This window comes from Streptomyces sp. NPDC039423 (genome assembly GCF_055598725.1).
Map to the genome: position 1 here is coordinate 437219 of NZ_JBVKAH010000004.1, position 13823 is coordinate 451041.

11 protein-coding genes are annotated in these 13823 nt (G+C 74.4%); 3 read left to right on the forward strand and 8 right to left on the reverse strand.

Translation table 11 applies throughout. From position 1 onward, the window contains the following. Position 1: 1 nt before the first annotated feature. Together ACZ7LK_RS16095 and ACZ7LK_RS16100 are read right to left on the reverse strand one after the other, a co-directional pair. Positions 2-1699, reverse strand: a complete 1698-nt coding sequence (locus ACZ7LK_RS16095) for a sensor histidine kinase (RefSeq protein ID WP_471141257.1) — start codon at positions 1697-1699, stop codon at positions 2-4. Between the two features lie 225 nt (positions 1700-1924). After that, positions 1925-2629 carry a response regulator gene (locus tag ACZ7LK_RS16100; protein ID WP_469464823.1) on the reverse strand — a complete coding sequence of 235 codons (705 nt, stop codon included), beginning with the start codon at positions 2627-2629 and terminating at the stop codon, positions 1925-1927. Positions 2630-2934: 305 nt separating this feature from the next. Here ACZ7LK_RS16100 and ACZ7LK_RS16105 point away from each other — a divergent pair, with 305 nt between their 5' ends. After that, complete coding sequence (locus tag ACZ7LK_RS16105) at positions 2935-3837, forward strand: arginase family protein (protein WP_469464822.1); 903 nt, start codon at positions 2935-2937, stop codon at positions 3835-3837. 173 nt (positions 3838-4010) lie between these two features. Further along, positions 4011-5369 (forward strand): MFS transporter, encoded by a 1359-nt coding sequence (locus tag ACZ7LK_RS16110; RefSeq protein ID WP_392273498.1) that lies wholly within the window; start codon positions 4011-4013, stop codon positions 5367-5369. A 137-nt stretch (positions 5370-5506) separates the two neighbouring features. On the opposite strand, the gene ACZ7LK_RS16115 is transcribed toward ACZ7LK_RS16110, so the two are convergent. From ACZ7LK_RS16115 to ACZ7LK_RS16140, 6 genes are all read right to left on the reverse strand, one after another. Then, the gene (locus ACZ7LK_RS16115) at positions 5507-7468 is read right to left on the reverse strand and encodes a helix-turn-helix domain-containing protein (protein WP_471141263.1); all 1962 of its coding nucleotides are present in this window, start codon (positions 7466-7468) and stop codon (positions 5507-5509) included. A 62-nt stretch (positions 7469-7530) separates the two neighbouring features. Further along, the gene (locus tag ACZ7LK_RS16120) at positions 7531-8316 is read right to left on the reverse strand and encodes a 3-hydroxybutyrate dehydrogenase (RefSeq protein WP_471141266.1); all 786 of its coding nucleotides are present in this window, start codon (positions 8314-8316) and stop codon (positions 7531-7533) included. A gap of 60 nt (positions 8317-8376) precedes the next feature. Further along, positions 8377-8853: an NUDIX hydrolase gene (locus ACZ7LK_RS16125; RefSeq protein WP_392273495.1), complete on the reverse strand. Its 477-nt coding sequence runs from the start codon at positions 8851-8853 to the stop codon at positions 8377-8379. After that, positions 8840-10462 carry an apolipoprotein N-acyltransferase gene (gene lnt, locus ACZ7LK_RS16130; protein WP_471141271.1) on the reverse strand — a complete coding sequence of 541 codons (1623 nt, stop codon included), beginning with the start codon at positions 10460-10462 and terminating at the stop codon, positions 8840-8842. Before lnt ends, ACZ7LK_RS16125 begins: the two co-directional genes overlap by 14 nt. 291 nt (positions 10463-10753) lie before the next feature. Continuing rightward, positions 10754-11482 (reverse strand): hypothetical protein, encoded by a 729-nt coding sequence (locus ACZ7LK_RS16135; protein ID WP_471141274.1) that lies wholly within the window; start codon positions 11480-11482, stop codon positions 10754-10756. Between the two features lie 73 nt (positions 11483-11555). Beyond that, the gene (locus ACZ7LK_RS16140; protein ID WP_392273492.1) at positions 11556-12344 is read right to left on the reverse strand and encodes a glutamate racemase; all 789 of its coding nucleotides are present in this window, start codon (positions 12342-12344) and stop codon (positions 11556-11558) included. Positions 12345-12401: 57 nt separating this feature from the next. Here ACZ7LK_RS16140 and ACZ7LK_RS16145 point away from each other — a divergent pair, with 57 nt between their 5' ends. After that, a complete protein-coding gene (locus ACZ7LK_RS16145) occupies positions 12402-13637 on the forward strand; it encodes a glycosyltransferase (protein WP_471141277.1) in 1236 nt (411 codons plus the stop codon). Positions 13638-13823: the final 186 nt, after the last annotated feature.

Consider the following 13823-nt stretch of genomic DNA (forward strand, 5'->3'; position numbering starts at 1 on the left):
GTCAGGCGCCATCCGCGCCGCCCAGGGGGGCACGCCATACGAGCCGGGTGCCGCTCCCGGCCGATCCTTCGATCACGAACGTTCCGCCGACCGCACGCGCCCGCTCCCCGAGGTTTCCCAGGCCGCTGCGCCGGCCGCCCTCGGGGATGCCCCTGCCGTTGTCGGCCACCGTCAGGATGACCTCGTCGGCCGTGGCCTGCACCGTGACCTCCACCCGTGTCGCATGCGCGTGCCTGGCCGCGTTGCTGAGCGCCTCCGTGAGCGCCGCCATCACGTGGTCCGCCACCCGCGCCGGCACATCGGTGTCCAGCAGGCCCTCCATGCTGAGCCTCGGCGGGTGGCCGAGTGCCGAGGCGGCTTCCCCGACGGCTCGGGCGATGTGTGCGCGCAGGCTGGGCCCGGTGTCCTCCTCGCGGGCCCGGAGGCCGAAGATCGTCGACCGGATGATCTTGATGGTCTCGTCCAGGTCGCGCACGGCCCGCTCGACGCGCTCCGCGGCGCCCTTGTGCTCGACCAGCCGCGCCGCGCTCTGCAGGGTCATCCCGGTCGCGAAGAGCCGCTGGATGGCCAGATCGTGGAGGTCACGGGCGATGCGGTCGCGGTCCTCCAGCAGGGCGAGTTGCTCGGCGTCGTGCCGGCGCTCGGCCAGCTCCAGCGCGAGGGCGGCCTGGCCGGCGAAGGCGAGCAGAGGGTCGAGTTCCTCGTCCGCGAACAGCGCTCCGTCCGCGGCACGTGCCAGCAGCAGGACGCCGCGTGTGTCCTTCGCCCCGGTGCCCAGCGGCACCGCCACGGCCGGCCCCAGTCCCTCGAACCGACGGGGCCCGGCGTGGTAGCGCGTGTCGTCGGCCAGCGAAGCCGTGGTCACGGGGCTGCCGGAGGTGTACGCGGCGCCGGTCAGCGTGCCGTCGACAGGAACGACCAGGCCTCGCCGTCGGCCCTCGTCCGCTCCTGTCGCGAGCTCGACCACCAGGTCGTCGGTGCCCTCGACGGGCACCGACACGTCCGCGAGCCGGGTTCCGGTGATCTCCTGTGCACGCCGGGCGATCAGTTCGAGGACCGCGAGCCGGGGGCTGCCGGAGAGGAGGCTGTTGGTGATCTCGGCGTTGGCCTGGAGCCACCGCTGCTGGCGCTGCGAGTCCTCGTACAGCCGGGCGTTGTCGATGGCCACGCCGGCGGCGACGGAGAGGGTGGAGATCACCGACTCGTCCTCGGCGTCGAAGTCCTGCCCGCCCCGCTTGTCGGTCAGGTAGAGATTGCCGAACACCTGATCGCGGACGCGGATCGGCACGCCGAGGAACGAACGCATCGGCGGGTGGTGCGGCGGGAAACCGTATGACGCCTCATGCGTGCTGAGGTCACGCAGCCGCAGCGGTTCGGGATTGTGGATGATCTCGCCGAGCAGTCCGTGACCGGCCGGCAGGTGACCGATCTTCGCGATCTCCTCCGGCGTGAGCCCGGTGGTCAGGAACTGCGACAGCGTCCGGCCGTCCGGCCCGATGACTCCCAGCGCCCCGTAGCGCGCGTCCACGAGCTGGGCGGCGGCCTCGACGATACGGCGCAGCACCTGCGCCAAATCCAGTTCGCGGCCCACCGAGACGACGGCTTCCAGCAGGCTGTGGACACGGTCCCTGGTCCCGCGAGCGGCGTTGATGCGTGCCTGCAGCTCCTCCAGCAGCTCGTCCAGCCGCAACTGAGGCATCCGCGACAACGACTCCTCCACGCCCACAGGCCCCTCCTCGGAGCGTCACACTCTGTCCTCCCTCCAGCCTATCCAGCCGTGTCGCTCCTCCGGTGCCGGTGGCGGAAGCGGCCGGAATCCACCGTCGGAGCCGGCGGCGAGGGCTGCCGGGCACCCGGATGACACCTGTCGTCCGCGGTCGCCGCTCGGCCGGGCCGGCAGCTCCGCCGGATCGGTCAGGGATTCTCAGCGTGGTGGGCGGGGGTCCTGTTTCCGGCCGGACATCCGGGTGGCCAGGACGGCGGCCTGCACGCGGCGCTCCACGCCGAGCTTGGCCAGGAGGCGTGAGATGTTGTTCTTGACGGTCTTCTCGGCGAGGTAGAGGCGCTTGCCGATCTCGCGGTTGGTCAGCCCCTCCCCCACCAGCGCCAGGATGTCGCGCTCCCGCTCGGTGAGCCCGGCGAGTCCCGGCTGCTCCTCGTCGCGGGGGCCTCCACCGCGCAGCCGGGCCATCACACGGGCGGTCGCGCCGGGGTCGAGCAGGGACTGGCCGGACGCGACGGTGCGTACCGCTGAGACGAGGTCCGTTCCCGTGATCTGCTTCAGGACGTACCCCGACGCGCCGGCCATGATCGCGTCGAGGAGGGCTTCCTCGTCGTCGAACGAGGTCAGCATCAGGCAGTGGAGCTCCGGCATGCGGGAGCGCAGTTCGCGGCAGACGCTCACGCCGTCACCGTCCGGCAGGCGCACGTCCAGGACCGCCACGTCGGGGCGCAGGGCGGGAACGCGAGCGAGGGCCTGCTCGGCGGTGCCGGCTTCTCCGACCACCGTCAGGTCGGGCTCGCCGTCCAGCAGGTCGTGCACACCACGGCGTACCACCTCGTGGTCGTCGAGGAGGAAGACCTTGACCGGTCCTCGCGTCGGGACGCCGGGGGTGTTGTCCGTCATCATGCGGCTCCGTCATTCCTGTCCGGTCCCCCGGGAACGGGGGTCCTCCTGCAGCTTCCCTCGGACGCCGGTCGAAGGGCCAGGGCCGGACGGCCCTTCTTACGGATGTGCCCCACGCACCGGACTCACACCTCCGGCGTTTGCCGGTGCCGGGCAGCGGCGTGCGGTCCTGTTCTCCGGCGACCATGACGCGCCGGCCCGCTTCACCGCCGGCCGTGACGACGTGCGGCGGCAGGGCCTGGACGCCGTGCCCTTTCTTCCCCAATTCCGGTTGAAGGACCGGCTCCACGTCGCCGAGGATGGCCCGCATGCGGAACATCGTGGTGGTCGACGCCCCCTCCAACCTGGGCCTGCGCCCGCCCGCCCCCGGTACCGTTCCCGGCTGCTACAAGCTCGCCGGAGCCCTGCGGGAACAGCGGATCGTGCGACGATTGGAGGCGCTGGAGGGTGGTGTGGTGGTGCCACCGCGGTACGACCGCGGGGACTGGCAGGAGGGCGACGGGGTCTTCAACGCCGCCGCGCTCGCCTCCTACACCCGCAAGCTCGCCGACCGGATCGAGCACCATGTCCGCGCCGGGGACTTTCCCGTCGTACTCGGTGGCGACTGCTCGATCCAGCTCGGCGCCTCGCTCGCGCTGCGCCGCCTGGGGCGGTACGGGCTCGTCGCGGTCGACGCCTCGCCGGACTTCCGGCACCCGGGCCACTCCGGCCTGATCGGCGCGGCCGGCGGCGAGGAGGTCGCGCTGGCCACCGGGCGCGGGCAGGACGACCTGACGGATCTGGAGGGGCTCAAGCCCTATCTGCGGGACGAGGACGTGCGGTTCTTCGGGATCCGCGACGCCTTCCGGGACGACGAGGACTGCGTCGAACTCGCCGCCCTGAAGATCCCCGTGGTGACCGTCGGCGACCTGCGCGAGTGGGGCGCGGAGGCACTCGCACGGGCCACCGCGCGGTCCTTCGCGAGCCCGGACGTGTCCGGCTTCTGGGTCCACTTGGACGCCGACGTCCTGGACCCGGGCGTCATGCCCGCCGTGGACAGCCCCGACGCCGACGGACTGCTGCCCGACGAACTCGTCGCCCTGCTGAGGCCGTTGCTCGCCTCCCCGCTCTGTTCCGGGTTCAACGTCACCATCTACGACCCCGATCTCGACCCGGACGGCACGGCGGGTGCGCTGCTCGCCGACATCGTGGTGGACGCCTTCGCCCGCTGACGACGCTCCGTCCGCGGCGGAGCGGCAGGGCCACCGCCCGCGGGCCCCCATGGTGGCGGCGCGCATCCCGGCACACAGAACTATGGTGTCCCACCACATACGCCTCTGACCTGCACGTTCCTACGGTATGGCGACACGGAAACGTCCCCGCCAACTGTCCGGAAGTGGTGTTCATGGCCGCCCCCGCATCCGCTCCACCAGACCCGAACTCGCTGAAGCGCATCGTCGCCGCGAGTCTCATCGGGACCACCATCGAGTGGTACGACTTCTTCCTGTACGGGTCAGCCGCCGCGCTGGTGTTCAACAAGCTGTTCTTCCCCGGGTCCGACCCGCTCGTGGGCACCCTGTTGTCCTTCCTGACGTACGCGGTCGGGTTCGCCGCGCGGCCGTTGGGGGCGTTGGTGTTCGGGCACTTCGGGGACCGGCTCGGGCGGAAGAGGCTGCTCGTGCTGAGCCTGCTGCTGATGGGCGGGGCGACCTTCGCCATCGGGCTGCTGCCGACGCACGCCACCATCGGTACGGCCGCGCCCGTACTGCTCACCGTGCTGCGGCTGGTGCAGGGCTTCGCCCTCGGGGGTGAGTGGGGCGGAGCCGTGCTGCTGGTGTCGGAGCACGGGGACGCGGGAAGGCGCGGGTTCTGGGCGTCGTGGCCGCAGACCGGGGCGCCGGCGGGGCAGTTGCTGGCGACCGGGGTGCTGTCCGCGCTGACGGCCCTGCTGTCCGACGAGGCGTTCGTCTCGTGGGGGTGGCGCGTTCCCTTCCTGCTGTCGGGTGTGCTGGTGGTGGTCGGGCTCTGGATCCGGCTGTCCGTCGACGAGTCACCCGTCTTCAAGGCCGCTCTGGCGCGGGCCGAGGCCCGGAAGGCGGAGTCGGCGGCGGTGGAGAAGATGCCGCTGGTCGCCGTGTTGCGCCACCACTGGCGTGACGTGCTGATCGCGATGGGTGCCCGGATGGCGGAGAACATCAGCTACTACGTCATCACCGCGTTCATCCTGGTGTACGCGACGACGTCGACCGGACTGAGCAAGCAGACCGCGCTCAACGCCGTACTCGTCGCCTCCGCCGTGCACTTCGCGGTGATCCCGGCGTGGGGGGCGCTGTCGGACCGGATCGGGCGCCGTCCGGTCTATCTGATCGGCGCGGTCGGTGTCGGGGCCTGGATGTTCCCGTTCTTCGCGCTCGTCGACACCCGGAGCTTCGGGAGTCTGCTGCTCGCCGTGACCGTGGGGCTGGTGCTGCACGGGGCGATGTACGCGCCGCAGGCGGCGTTCTTCTCCGAGATGTTCACGACCCGGGTGCGCTACTCGGGCGCTTCCATCGGGGCACAGTTCTCGTCCGTCGCGGCCGGTGCCCCGGCGCCGCTGATCGCGACCGCGCTGCTCGCCGAGCACCACAGTGCGACGCCGATCGCCCTGTACGTCATCGCCGCCGCGCTGATCACCGTGGTCGCCCTCGCGTGCGCCCGGGAAACCCGCGACCGGGACCTGGCCGCCGACGAGGCGGAGGACGAACGGGTGGTGGCGGGACGCTGAGCCCACGGGCGCTGAGCCTGCGGGACGCTGAGCCCAAGGGCGCTGAGCCCAGGGCGCTGCCCGCGGGACGCTGAACCCCCGGGCAGCGCCCACGGGCCGTGAGCGCGGCCGGTCGCCCGCCGGGGCGGCCGGCCGTTTCAGCGTGCGACGGCGGCGGACATCGCGTACAGCCGCAGCGCGAGCTGGATCTCCAGGGTCCGGGGCGGCGACTGCCAGTCCGGGCCCAGGAGCCGGCCTATGCGCTCCAGCCGCTGTGCCACCGTGTTGACGTGGACGTGGAGTTCGTCCTTCGTACGGACCGGGCTCATCCCGCTGGCGAAGTACGCGTCCAGCGTCCGCACCAGGTCGGTGCCCCGGCTCCGGTCGTAGGCGACGACCTCGCCGATGGTGCGCGTCACGAAGCCGGTGATGTCCCGGGTGTCGGCCAGCAGCAGCCCCAGGAAGCCCAGGTCCGAGGCGGCCGCGCCCTCGCCGGAGCGGCCCAGCAGGCGCAGCGCCTCCAGGCAGCGGCGCGCCTCCTCGTACGCCGGGGCGATGGCGCCCGGGCGGGTGGCGGGCGCGTCGACCGGGGAGGAGGCGCCGACGGTGACCGGCTCGCGGAGGGTGCCGCCCAGGTGCTTGGCGGTCTGCCGGGCGAGGTCGGCCGCGCAGTCGCCCGGCCCCAGCGGAAGCAGCAGCACGGTGCCGCCGTCGCGCGCGGAGGCGAGGCCGTGGCGGGTGGCGGCCAGGTGCGAGGCGGCCGACCACAGGCGCTGCCGGTCGGCGCCGTCCCGCTCGGCGCCCTCCCGGCCGGCGCCCTCGCGGGCAGTGCCCTCCCGGCCGGGGGCGTGCGGGTCCGTGGGCGGGGCGGGCCGGTCGATACGGGCCGCCAGCACCACGTGCGGGGCGTCCAGGTCGGTGCGGAGGCGCGCGGCACGCTCCCTGAGCAGGCGCCGGTCACGCTCGGGCGCGTCGAGCAGGTCGTCCAGCAATTCCCCGCGCACCCGCTGTTCGGCCTCCCCGGCGGAGCGGCGGGCGAGGAGCAGCAGGGAGGTGACCATCGCCGCCCGCTCCAGGGTCCGCTGGTCGACCGGGTCCAGGTCGGGGTGGCCGCGCAGCACCAGGGCACCGAGGGCCTCGCCGCCGGCCGACACGGCCGCCACCCAGTCGTCGCCGCGCCGGGTCGCGTGACCGTCGACGCACTCGGCGGGCAGCGGCCCCTCGGTGAACTCGACCGCCCCGTCGAGGACTTCGGCCACGGCCGCCGCCACGTCGTGGACGCCACCGCCCCGGAGCACCAGCTCGGTCAGCCGGTCGTGGACCTCCGAGGCGCGTTCGATGACACCGCTGTGGGCGCGGATGATGCCGTTGGCCCGCTCCAGCTCGGCCAGTGCCGACCGGGTCTCCGCCAGCAGGTTGGCGGTGTCGATCGCGACGGCCGCGTGCGCGGCGAACGAGCCGAGCAGCGCGACCTGTTCGCGCTCGAAGACCCGGGCGCGCCGGTCGGCGGCGAAGAGCACGCCGATCACCTGGCTGCCCAGGGTGAGCGGGACGCCCAGGATCGCCACCAGGCCCTCGTCCCGTACGCCGGAGTCGATCGCCCGGGTGTGCAGGAACCGCTCGTCGTCGAAGTAGCTCTCCGTGACATACGGCCGGGCGGTCTGGGCGACGAGGCCGCCGAGGCCCTCCCCCATGCCGAGCCGCAGTTGCTGGAAGCGGGCCGACACCGAGCCCTCGGTGACCCGCATGTAGGTGTCACCGGCGACCGGGTCGTGCAGGCTCAGGTAGGCGACCTCGGTGCCCAGCAGCGACCGCGCGCGCTGCACGATGGCGCGCAGGACCGCGTCGAGATCGCGGAGCCCCGCGAGGTCGTGCGCGGTCTCGAAGAGCGCGGACAGCTCGGCCTCGCGGCGCCGCCGCCCCTCCAGCTCGGCCCGGACGCGCAGGGCGAGCCGCTTGGCCCCTTCGAGCGCGGCGAGCGCGGCCGGACCGGCGCCGTCGGCGCGGGCGAGCAGCACGGGCCGGTCGTACGCCTCGGCGGCCGCCCCGCGCGCGAGGAGCCCCAGGTAGACGGCCGGGTCGGCGCCGGGCTCCGGCTCACGCGGCTGTTCTTCGGACATGGTCACAGGGATACCTGTCGTACGGGTGGTCGCACCAGCCCTGTGGACGGCCGGCGGCCCGGTCAGTGCGCGGTCCAGCCGCCGTCGAGGACGAGGGAGGTGCCGGTGATGAACGAGGCGGGCGGGGAGCAGAGGTAGGCGACGGCCTCGGCGACCTCCTCGGGTTCGACGAGCCGCTTGAGCGCCGAGTCCTTGAGCATGACCTCGGTGAGGACCCGCTCGGGCGGGATGCCGTGTGCCCGCGCCTGGTCGGCGACCTGGGCCTCGACCAGTGGGGTGCGGACGTAGCCGGGGTTCACACAGTTGGAGGTGACGCCATGGGGCGCGCCTTCGAGGGCGGCCGTCTTGGAGAGTCCTTCCAGGCCGTGTTTGGCGGCCACATAGGCGGACTTGTAGGGGGAGGCGCGCAGCCCGTGGACGGAGGAGAGGTTGACGATACGGCCCCACCCTTGCGCGTACATGTGCGGCAGCGCGCCCCTGATCAGGCGGAAGGGCGCTTCCAGCATCACGGTGAGGACGGTGTGGAAGACGTCCGGGGGGAATTCCTCGATGGGGCGGACCAGTTGCAGTCCGGCGTTGTTGACGAGGATGTCGGTGCCCGCCGCCAGGCGCTCGGCCGCGTCGAGGTCGGTCAGGTCCACCAGGTGGGGTTCGACCGGCCCGCCCGTCGTGGGCGCCACGTCGGCCAGGGCTTCGAGGCCCGGGGCGTCCCGGTCGGCGGCCCGGACCTTCGCCCCGGCGGCGGCCAGGCGCAGGGCGCAGGCCCGGCCGATGCCGCTCGCCGCGCCGGTGACGAGCGCGGTGCGGCCGCCGAGGTCGAGGGTGGTGACGGTGTGGGGTGCGGTCATGCCTGGCACCCTATGGAGGACCGGCGGCCCGACCGATGTGGCCCGCGCCCATAGTTGGGTTCAGTCGGCCGTGGTGGCGAACCATGTGGGGGCGTCGGTGAGGGCCCGCTCGATCCGGAACAGCTCTCCGGCGCGCAGCGGCGGCAGCGCGTCCAGGGGGAACCAGCCCACCTCCAGCGACTCGTCGTCGTTGACGCGCGCCTCCCCGCCCACGGCCCGGCAGCGGAAGCTGGTGTCCATGAACTGGCACCGGTCGCCGTTGGGGTAGGTCACCGGCGGCAGCGTCTCCACCAGGACGACGCGTTCGACGACGCACTCGACGGCCGTCTCCTCGTACACCTCGCGCACCACGGTCACGGCCGGCTGCTCCCCCGGCTCCGCGATCCCGCCGATCAGCGACCAGCGGCCGTTGTCGACGCGCCGGGCCAGCAGCACCCGGCCCTCGTCGTCCAGGACGACGGCGGTGACGGCCGGCAGGAACAGGAGCTGTTGTCCGGCGGTGGCCCGCAGAGTCCGGATGAAGTCAGGAGTTGCCATGGACCCGTCCCCGGTCGGTGGCGGAGCTCCGGCGGCGTGCGGCCCCGTACGCCACCCGGCCGAGACCGGCGGCGGCGAGCAGGACCAGGAGCGCCTCGGGGAGCGTGCCCATGCGGGTCGCGGGCGTCAGGGAGGACCGCAGCGGCACCTCGGCGACCAGGGCGTCCGGGGTGAACATACGGCTCTCCCGGACGATGGTGCCGTCCGGGCGGATGATCGCGCTGACGCCGCTGGTGACGGGCACGACGACGGAACGGCTGTGCTCGACGGCCCGCACCCGGGACATGGCGAGCTGCTGGTAGGTCATCTCGCTGCGGCCGAAGGTGGCGTTGTTGCTGGGTACGGAGATGAGGCGCGCGCCGTGCGTGACGGTGTCCCGCACCGCCCAGTCGAAGGCCGCCTCGTAGCAGGTGGCGAGACCGACCCTGGTGCCGGCGAGGTCGAAGACGCCGACCTCGGTGCCGGGGCCGAAGTCACGGCTGACCCGGTCCACGTCCTTGTTGAAGATCCGCACGAAGGACCGCATCGGGATGTACTCGCCGAAGGGCTGGACGTGCCGCTTGTCGTACGTCGCGACCGGCCCGCGCCGCGGGTCCCACTGGATCAGGGTGTTGCGGAGGGGCCCGGTCTCGGGGGTGAGGACGGCCCCGACGACGGTCGGTACGCCGATGGCGGTGACCGCCCGGTCGATGACCATCCGGGCGTCGTCGTTGCGGTAGGGGTCCAGGTCGGAGGAGTTCTCCGGCCACAGGACGAAGTCCGGCCGGGGCGCCCGGCCCGCCGCGACGTCGGCGGCCAGTCGCTCGGTGCGGCGGGCGTGGTTGTCGAGGACGGCCCGGCGCTGGTCGTTGAAGTCCAGGCCGAGACGCGGCACGTTGCCCTGGATCGCGGCGACGGTCGCGGTGCCGGCCTCGGCGGTGTCCGACACCAGCGGCCGGGCGGCGAGGGCGGCGGTGACCGGTACGAGGAGGGACAGGGCGGCGGCGGCGAGGGGGCCGCGCGGGAGGGCGCCGGTCCTCCGGTACGCGCGGAGGACCCGTACCGCCTCGTGGAGGCCGAAGCCGCACAGGGCGACGGCGAAGCCGAGGACGGGCGTACCGCCCACCGCGGCGAGCGGGAGGAAGAGGCCGTCCGCCTGGCCGAAGGCGATCTTGCCCCAGGGGAAGCCGCCGAAGGGCACGCGGGCGCGTACCGCCTCGCCCGTGATCCACGCGGCGGCGGCGAACACCGGCCACGCGGGGAGCCGCGACGCGGCGGCGACGAGCAGGCACGTGGCGGCGACGAGGAGCGATTCGGCGGCGACGAGCGCCAGCCACGGCCCGGCCCCGACCTCCTCGCCGGTCCACACCAGGAGGGGCAGGAGGAAGCCGAGCCCGGCGAGATACCCCAGGCCGAAGCCGGCCCGGAGGCGCCTGCCCCGCAGCGTCCACCCGAGGAGCGCGAACCCGGGCAGGGCCAGCCACCACAGGGGGCGCGGCGGGAAGCTCAGGAACAGCAGGACCCCGGCCAGGACCGCGGCCGCCGGCCTCACGAACCGCCGCGGCAACCGGCCCCGCCGCTCATCGGGGGCGGGGGGAGGGACATCGACGGTGGTCATGGTGGCGCTCACGTGCGGAGTCTACGGCGACCACCTGTGCGAACCCCAGCGCGCTCCACGAGCACGACGCCGCCGCCCCGCCCCGGCCCGGCCCGGGCTGCGGCGGGCGGCGGGGCGGCCCGGTGCGGCCGGAGGCGGAGGGGCGCAGGAGGCCTAGGGAGCGCAGGAGGCGGAGGGGCGCAGGAGGTGGAGGGGGCGCGGGGGGGGTGGAGGGGGCGCAGGGGGGCGGAGGGAGCGCAGGAGGCGGAGGAGAAGGCCGAGGGGACGGCGGTGCGGTGGGGGCACACGCCGCGGTCCGCGGCGTCAGGGTGGGCCCGGGGGCGGTGGGGGGCCGGGGACGGGGGTGGTACCGGGGCCCGGGGCGGGGTGGCCCGTCGGGGCCGGGCGGTGGCGGTGGCGGAGCCGGAGGCGGTGGCGGATGACGTGGACGGCGGTTTCCGCGTCGTCCACCGTGACCGTGAAGGTCCGCCCGTCGCTCAGGGTCAGGACGAGGCCCTCTCCCCGGCGGACGACCACCGCCGTGCCCTTGTCCGGCAGCCACCGGTAACCCCACCCGCCCCACTGGCACGGTGTGACCGAGGGGATGAACTCGGCGCCCGCCACGGTGTCCAGCGGGATGCGCCGGCGCGGCAGGCCCAGGTGGCCGCAGCGCACGTCGAGGGCGTGCAGGTCCACCGTGATCTCGACGTGGACGAAGGCGAGCGTCCCGAACAGGACCAGCAGCCCCGCCGCGACACAGCCGACCACCGCCATCAGCAGGGCGGCCGTGCCGGAGGCCCACGACAGTTCGACGCCCAGGGCGACGCCGAGGGCCACGCAGGCCGCGCCCGCCGCGGCGAGCGCCCACTGGGCGCGGTTGGTGGCCCGTCCGGTCCAGACGTCGGGCACCGGCGCCGCCGTCGCCACCAGGCCGGGGCCGGGGCCGGCGGCGGGGGCCGAACCGGGGCCGGGGCCGACCGCGGAAGCGGGGGCGGGCTCCGGCGCCGGGTCCGGACCAGGGGGGAGCGGCTCGTCGCGGGAGTGGTCCCTCATGCGTAGCAGCGTACGCACGTTCCGCCACCGCGCCCCGTCGTCGGGGGCCGTCCGGACGAGCGGCCCGGGCGCCTCAGCGGGTGGTGGGCGCGGCCGCCCGGAGGAGGCGGCCCTCCGCGTAGGCGAGGGCCGCGGCGGGCAGCTCCGCCTCGCGGCCGCTGAGCAGCACCGTGAGGTCGGTGCCGGGGGTCGCGTCGGGCGCGGGGAGGGCGCCGGCGCGGCGCAGGGCCTGGGCGGCGACCGCGTCCGCCGAGCCGTACAGCTCCAGGGGCGGGTGTCCGGCGGGCCGGAGGGCCGCGCGGATGCGTTCGGCGACCAGCTCGTAGTGGGTGCAGCCCAGGACGACGGAGGTGACGTCGTCGGGGGTGAGCGCGGCGGCCGCGGCGACGGCCCGGTCGATGGCCTCCTCGTCGGCGTACTGGACCGCGTCCGCGAGGCCGGGACAGGGCACCTCGGTGACCCGGACCGAGCCCGCGAAGTCCCTGATGAGGTTGCGCTGGTAGGGGCTGCCGGTGGTGAGGGGGGTGGCCCAGATGGCGACGGGTCCGCCGCCGGCCGCGGCCGGCTTGATCGCCGGGACGGTCCCGATCACCGGGATCGCGGGTTCCAGCGCGGCGCGGAGGGCCGGCAGGGTGTGGACGGAGGCGGTGTTGCACGCCACGACGAGCGCGTCGGGCCGGTGCGCCGCCGCCGCCCGGGCCACGGCGAGGGCGCGGGTGGTGAGGTCGTCCACCGTGCGCGGGCCCCAGGGCATGCCGTCGGGGTCGGAGGAGAGGACGAGAGCCGCGTCCGGCCGCAGCCGACGCACCGCGGCGGCCGCCGCCAGCAGGCCGATTCCGGAGTCCATGAGCGCGATCTTCACCCGGTCACCCTAGCCGACACCCTTGCGCTCCGGCCGTTGTGGGGCAGACTGCGGCGAATGAGCACCATTGCGTGGATCGCCCTGGGGTCGGTGGCCGCCTGGGCGTGGCTGCTGCTGGGGCAGGGCTTCTTCTGGCGCACCGACCAGCGGCTGCCGCGCCGCGCCGACCCGGACCGGTGGCCGTCGGTCGCCGTGGTGGTGCCGGCCAGGGACGAGGCGGAGGTGCTGCCGCTGGCCCTGCCGTCGCTGCTGGCCCAGGACTATCCGGGTCCGCTGGAGATCTTCCTGGTGGACGACGGCAGTGCGGACGGTACGGGGGACGTGGCCCGCGCCCTGGCCGTGCGGTGCGGCGGGCCCCCGCTGACGGTGACGTCGCCCGGGCCGCCCGAGCCGGGCTGGACCGGCAAGCTGTGGGCGCTGCGGCACGGGATCGCCCTGGCACGCGCGCGTGGCGGGGCGGCGGCCGGGGCGGCGGGGACGCCGGCCGGCGCGGGCGGCCCGGAGTTCCTGCTGCTGACGGACGCGGACATCGCACACGAGCCGGACAGCCTGCGCGAGCTGGTCGCGGCGGCCACCACGAACGGCCTCGACCTGGTGTCGCAGATGGCGCGGCTGCGGGTGGTGACGGGCTGGGAGCGGCTGATCGTTCCGGCGTTCGTCTACTTCTTCGCCCAGCTCTATCCGTTCCGCCGCGTGAACCGGGCGGGGGCGCGGACGGCGGCGGCCGCGGGCGGGTGCGTGCTGCTGCGCACGGACACGGCGGTGCGGGCGCGCCTGCCGGAGTCGATCCGTCAGGCGGTGATCGACGACGTGTCGATGGCCCGGGAGGTACGGCGGGCCGGCGGCCGGATCTGGCTGGGGCTGGCCGACCGGGTGGACAGCGTGCGCCCGTATCCGCGGCTGGCGGACCTGTGGCGGATGGTGGCGCGCAGCGCGTACGCCCAGTTGTGGCACAGCCCGGTGGTGCTGGCCGGGACGGTGGCGGGGCTGGCGGTGGTGTACCTGGCGCCGCCCGCCGCGGTGGGTGCGGGGCTGTTCGCGGGTGACGCGGCGGCCGGTGCGCTGGGCGCGGTGGCGTGGGCGATCATGGCGGGGTCGTACGTCCCGATGCTGCGCTACTACCGGCAGTCGCTGTGGCAGGCGCTCCTGCTGCCGGTGACGGCGTCCCTCTATCTGTGCATGACGGTCGATTCGGCGGTGCTGCACCACCGGGGCCGCGGGGCCGCGTGGAAGGGCCGGACCTACCCGCGTCCCGGGGCGGCCCCGTGGGCCCGGAGTGCCGGCGAGGGGTGACGGGACGTCAGGACGGGGACGTAAAGCCGGAGTCGGCGCCGCTGCGCACCTTTCCCGGCACGCGGAGTAGCGCCGGTCCGTAAGCCCGGTCCAATTTCCCTGGTGATGAGTGATCCATTTTAAGCATGGACATGCGGAACGGACGTCCGGCGATCATGCGGGGATTTCTGTACGGGCCACCTCCGG

Coding starts and splice junctions, on each gene's coding strand:
- ACZ7LK_RS16095 (WP_471141257.1), bottom strand. CDS start 1,699: ATGCCTCAGTTGCGGCTGGACGAGCTGCTGGAGGAGCTGCAGGCACGC.
- ACZ7LK_RS16100 (WP_469464823.1), bottom strand. CDS start 2,629: ATGATGACGGACAACACCCCCGGCGTCCCGACGCGAGGACCGGTCAAG.
- ACZ7LK_RS16105 (WP_469464822.1), top strand. CDS start 2,935: ATGCGGAACATCGTGGTGGTCGACGCCCCCTCCAACCTGGGCCTGCGC.
- ACZ7LK_RS16110 (WP_392273498.1), top strand. CDS start 4,011: ATGGCCGCCCCCGCATCCGCTCCACCAGACCCGAACTCGCTGAAGCGC.
- ACZ7LK_RS16115 (WP_471141263.1), bottom strand. CDS start 7,468: ATGTCCGAAGAACAGCCGCGTGAGCCGGAGCCCGGCGCCGACCCGGCC.
- ACZ7LK_RS16120 (WP_471141266.1), bottom strand. CDS start 8,316: ATGACCGCACCCCACACCGTCACCACCCTCGACCTCGGCGGCCGCACC.
- ACZ7LK_RS16125 (WP_392273495.1), bottom strand. CDS start 8,853: ATGGCAACTCCTGACTTCATCCGGACTCTGCGGGCCACCGCCGGACAA.
- ACZ7LK_RS16135 (WP_471141274.1), bottom strand. CDS start 11,482: ATGAGGGACCACTCCCGCGACGAGCCGCTCCCCCCTGGTCCGGACCCG.
- ACZ7LK_RS16145 (WP_471141277.1), top strand. CDS start 12,402: ATGAGCACCATTGCGTGGATCGCCCTGGGGTCGGTGGCCGCCTGGGCG.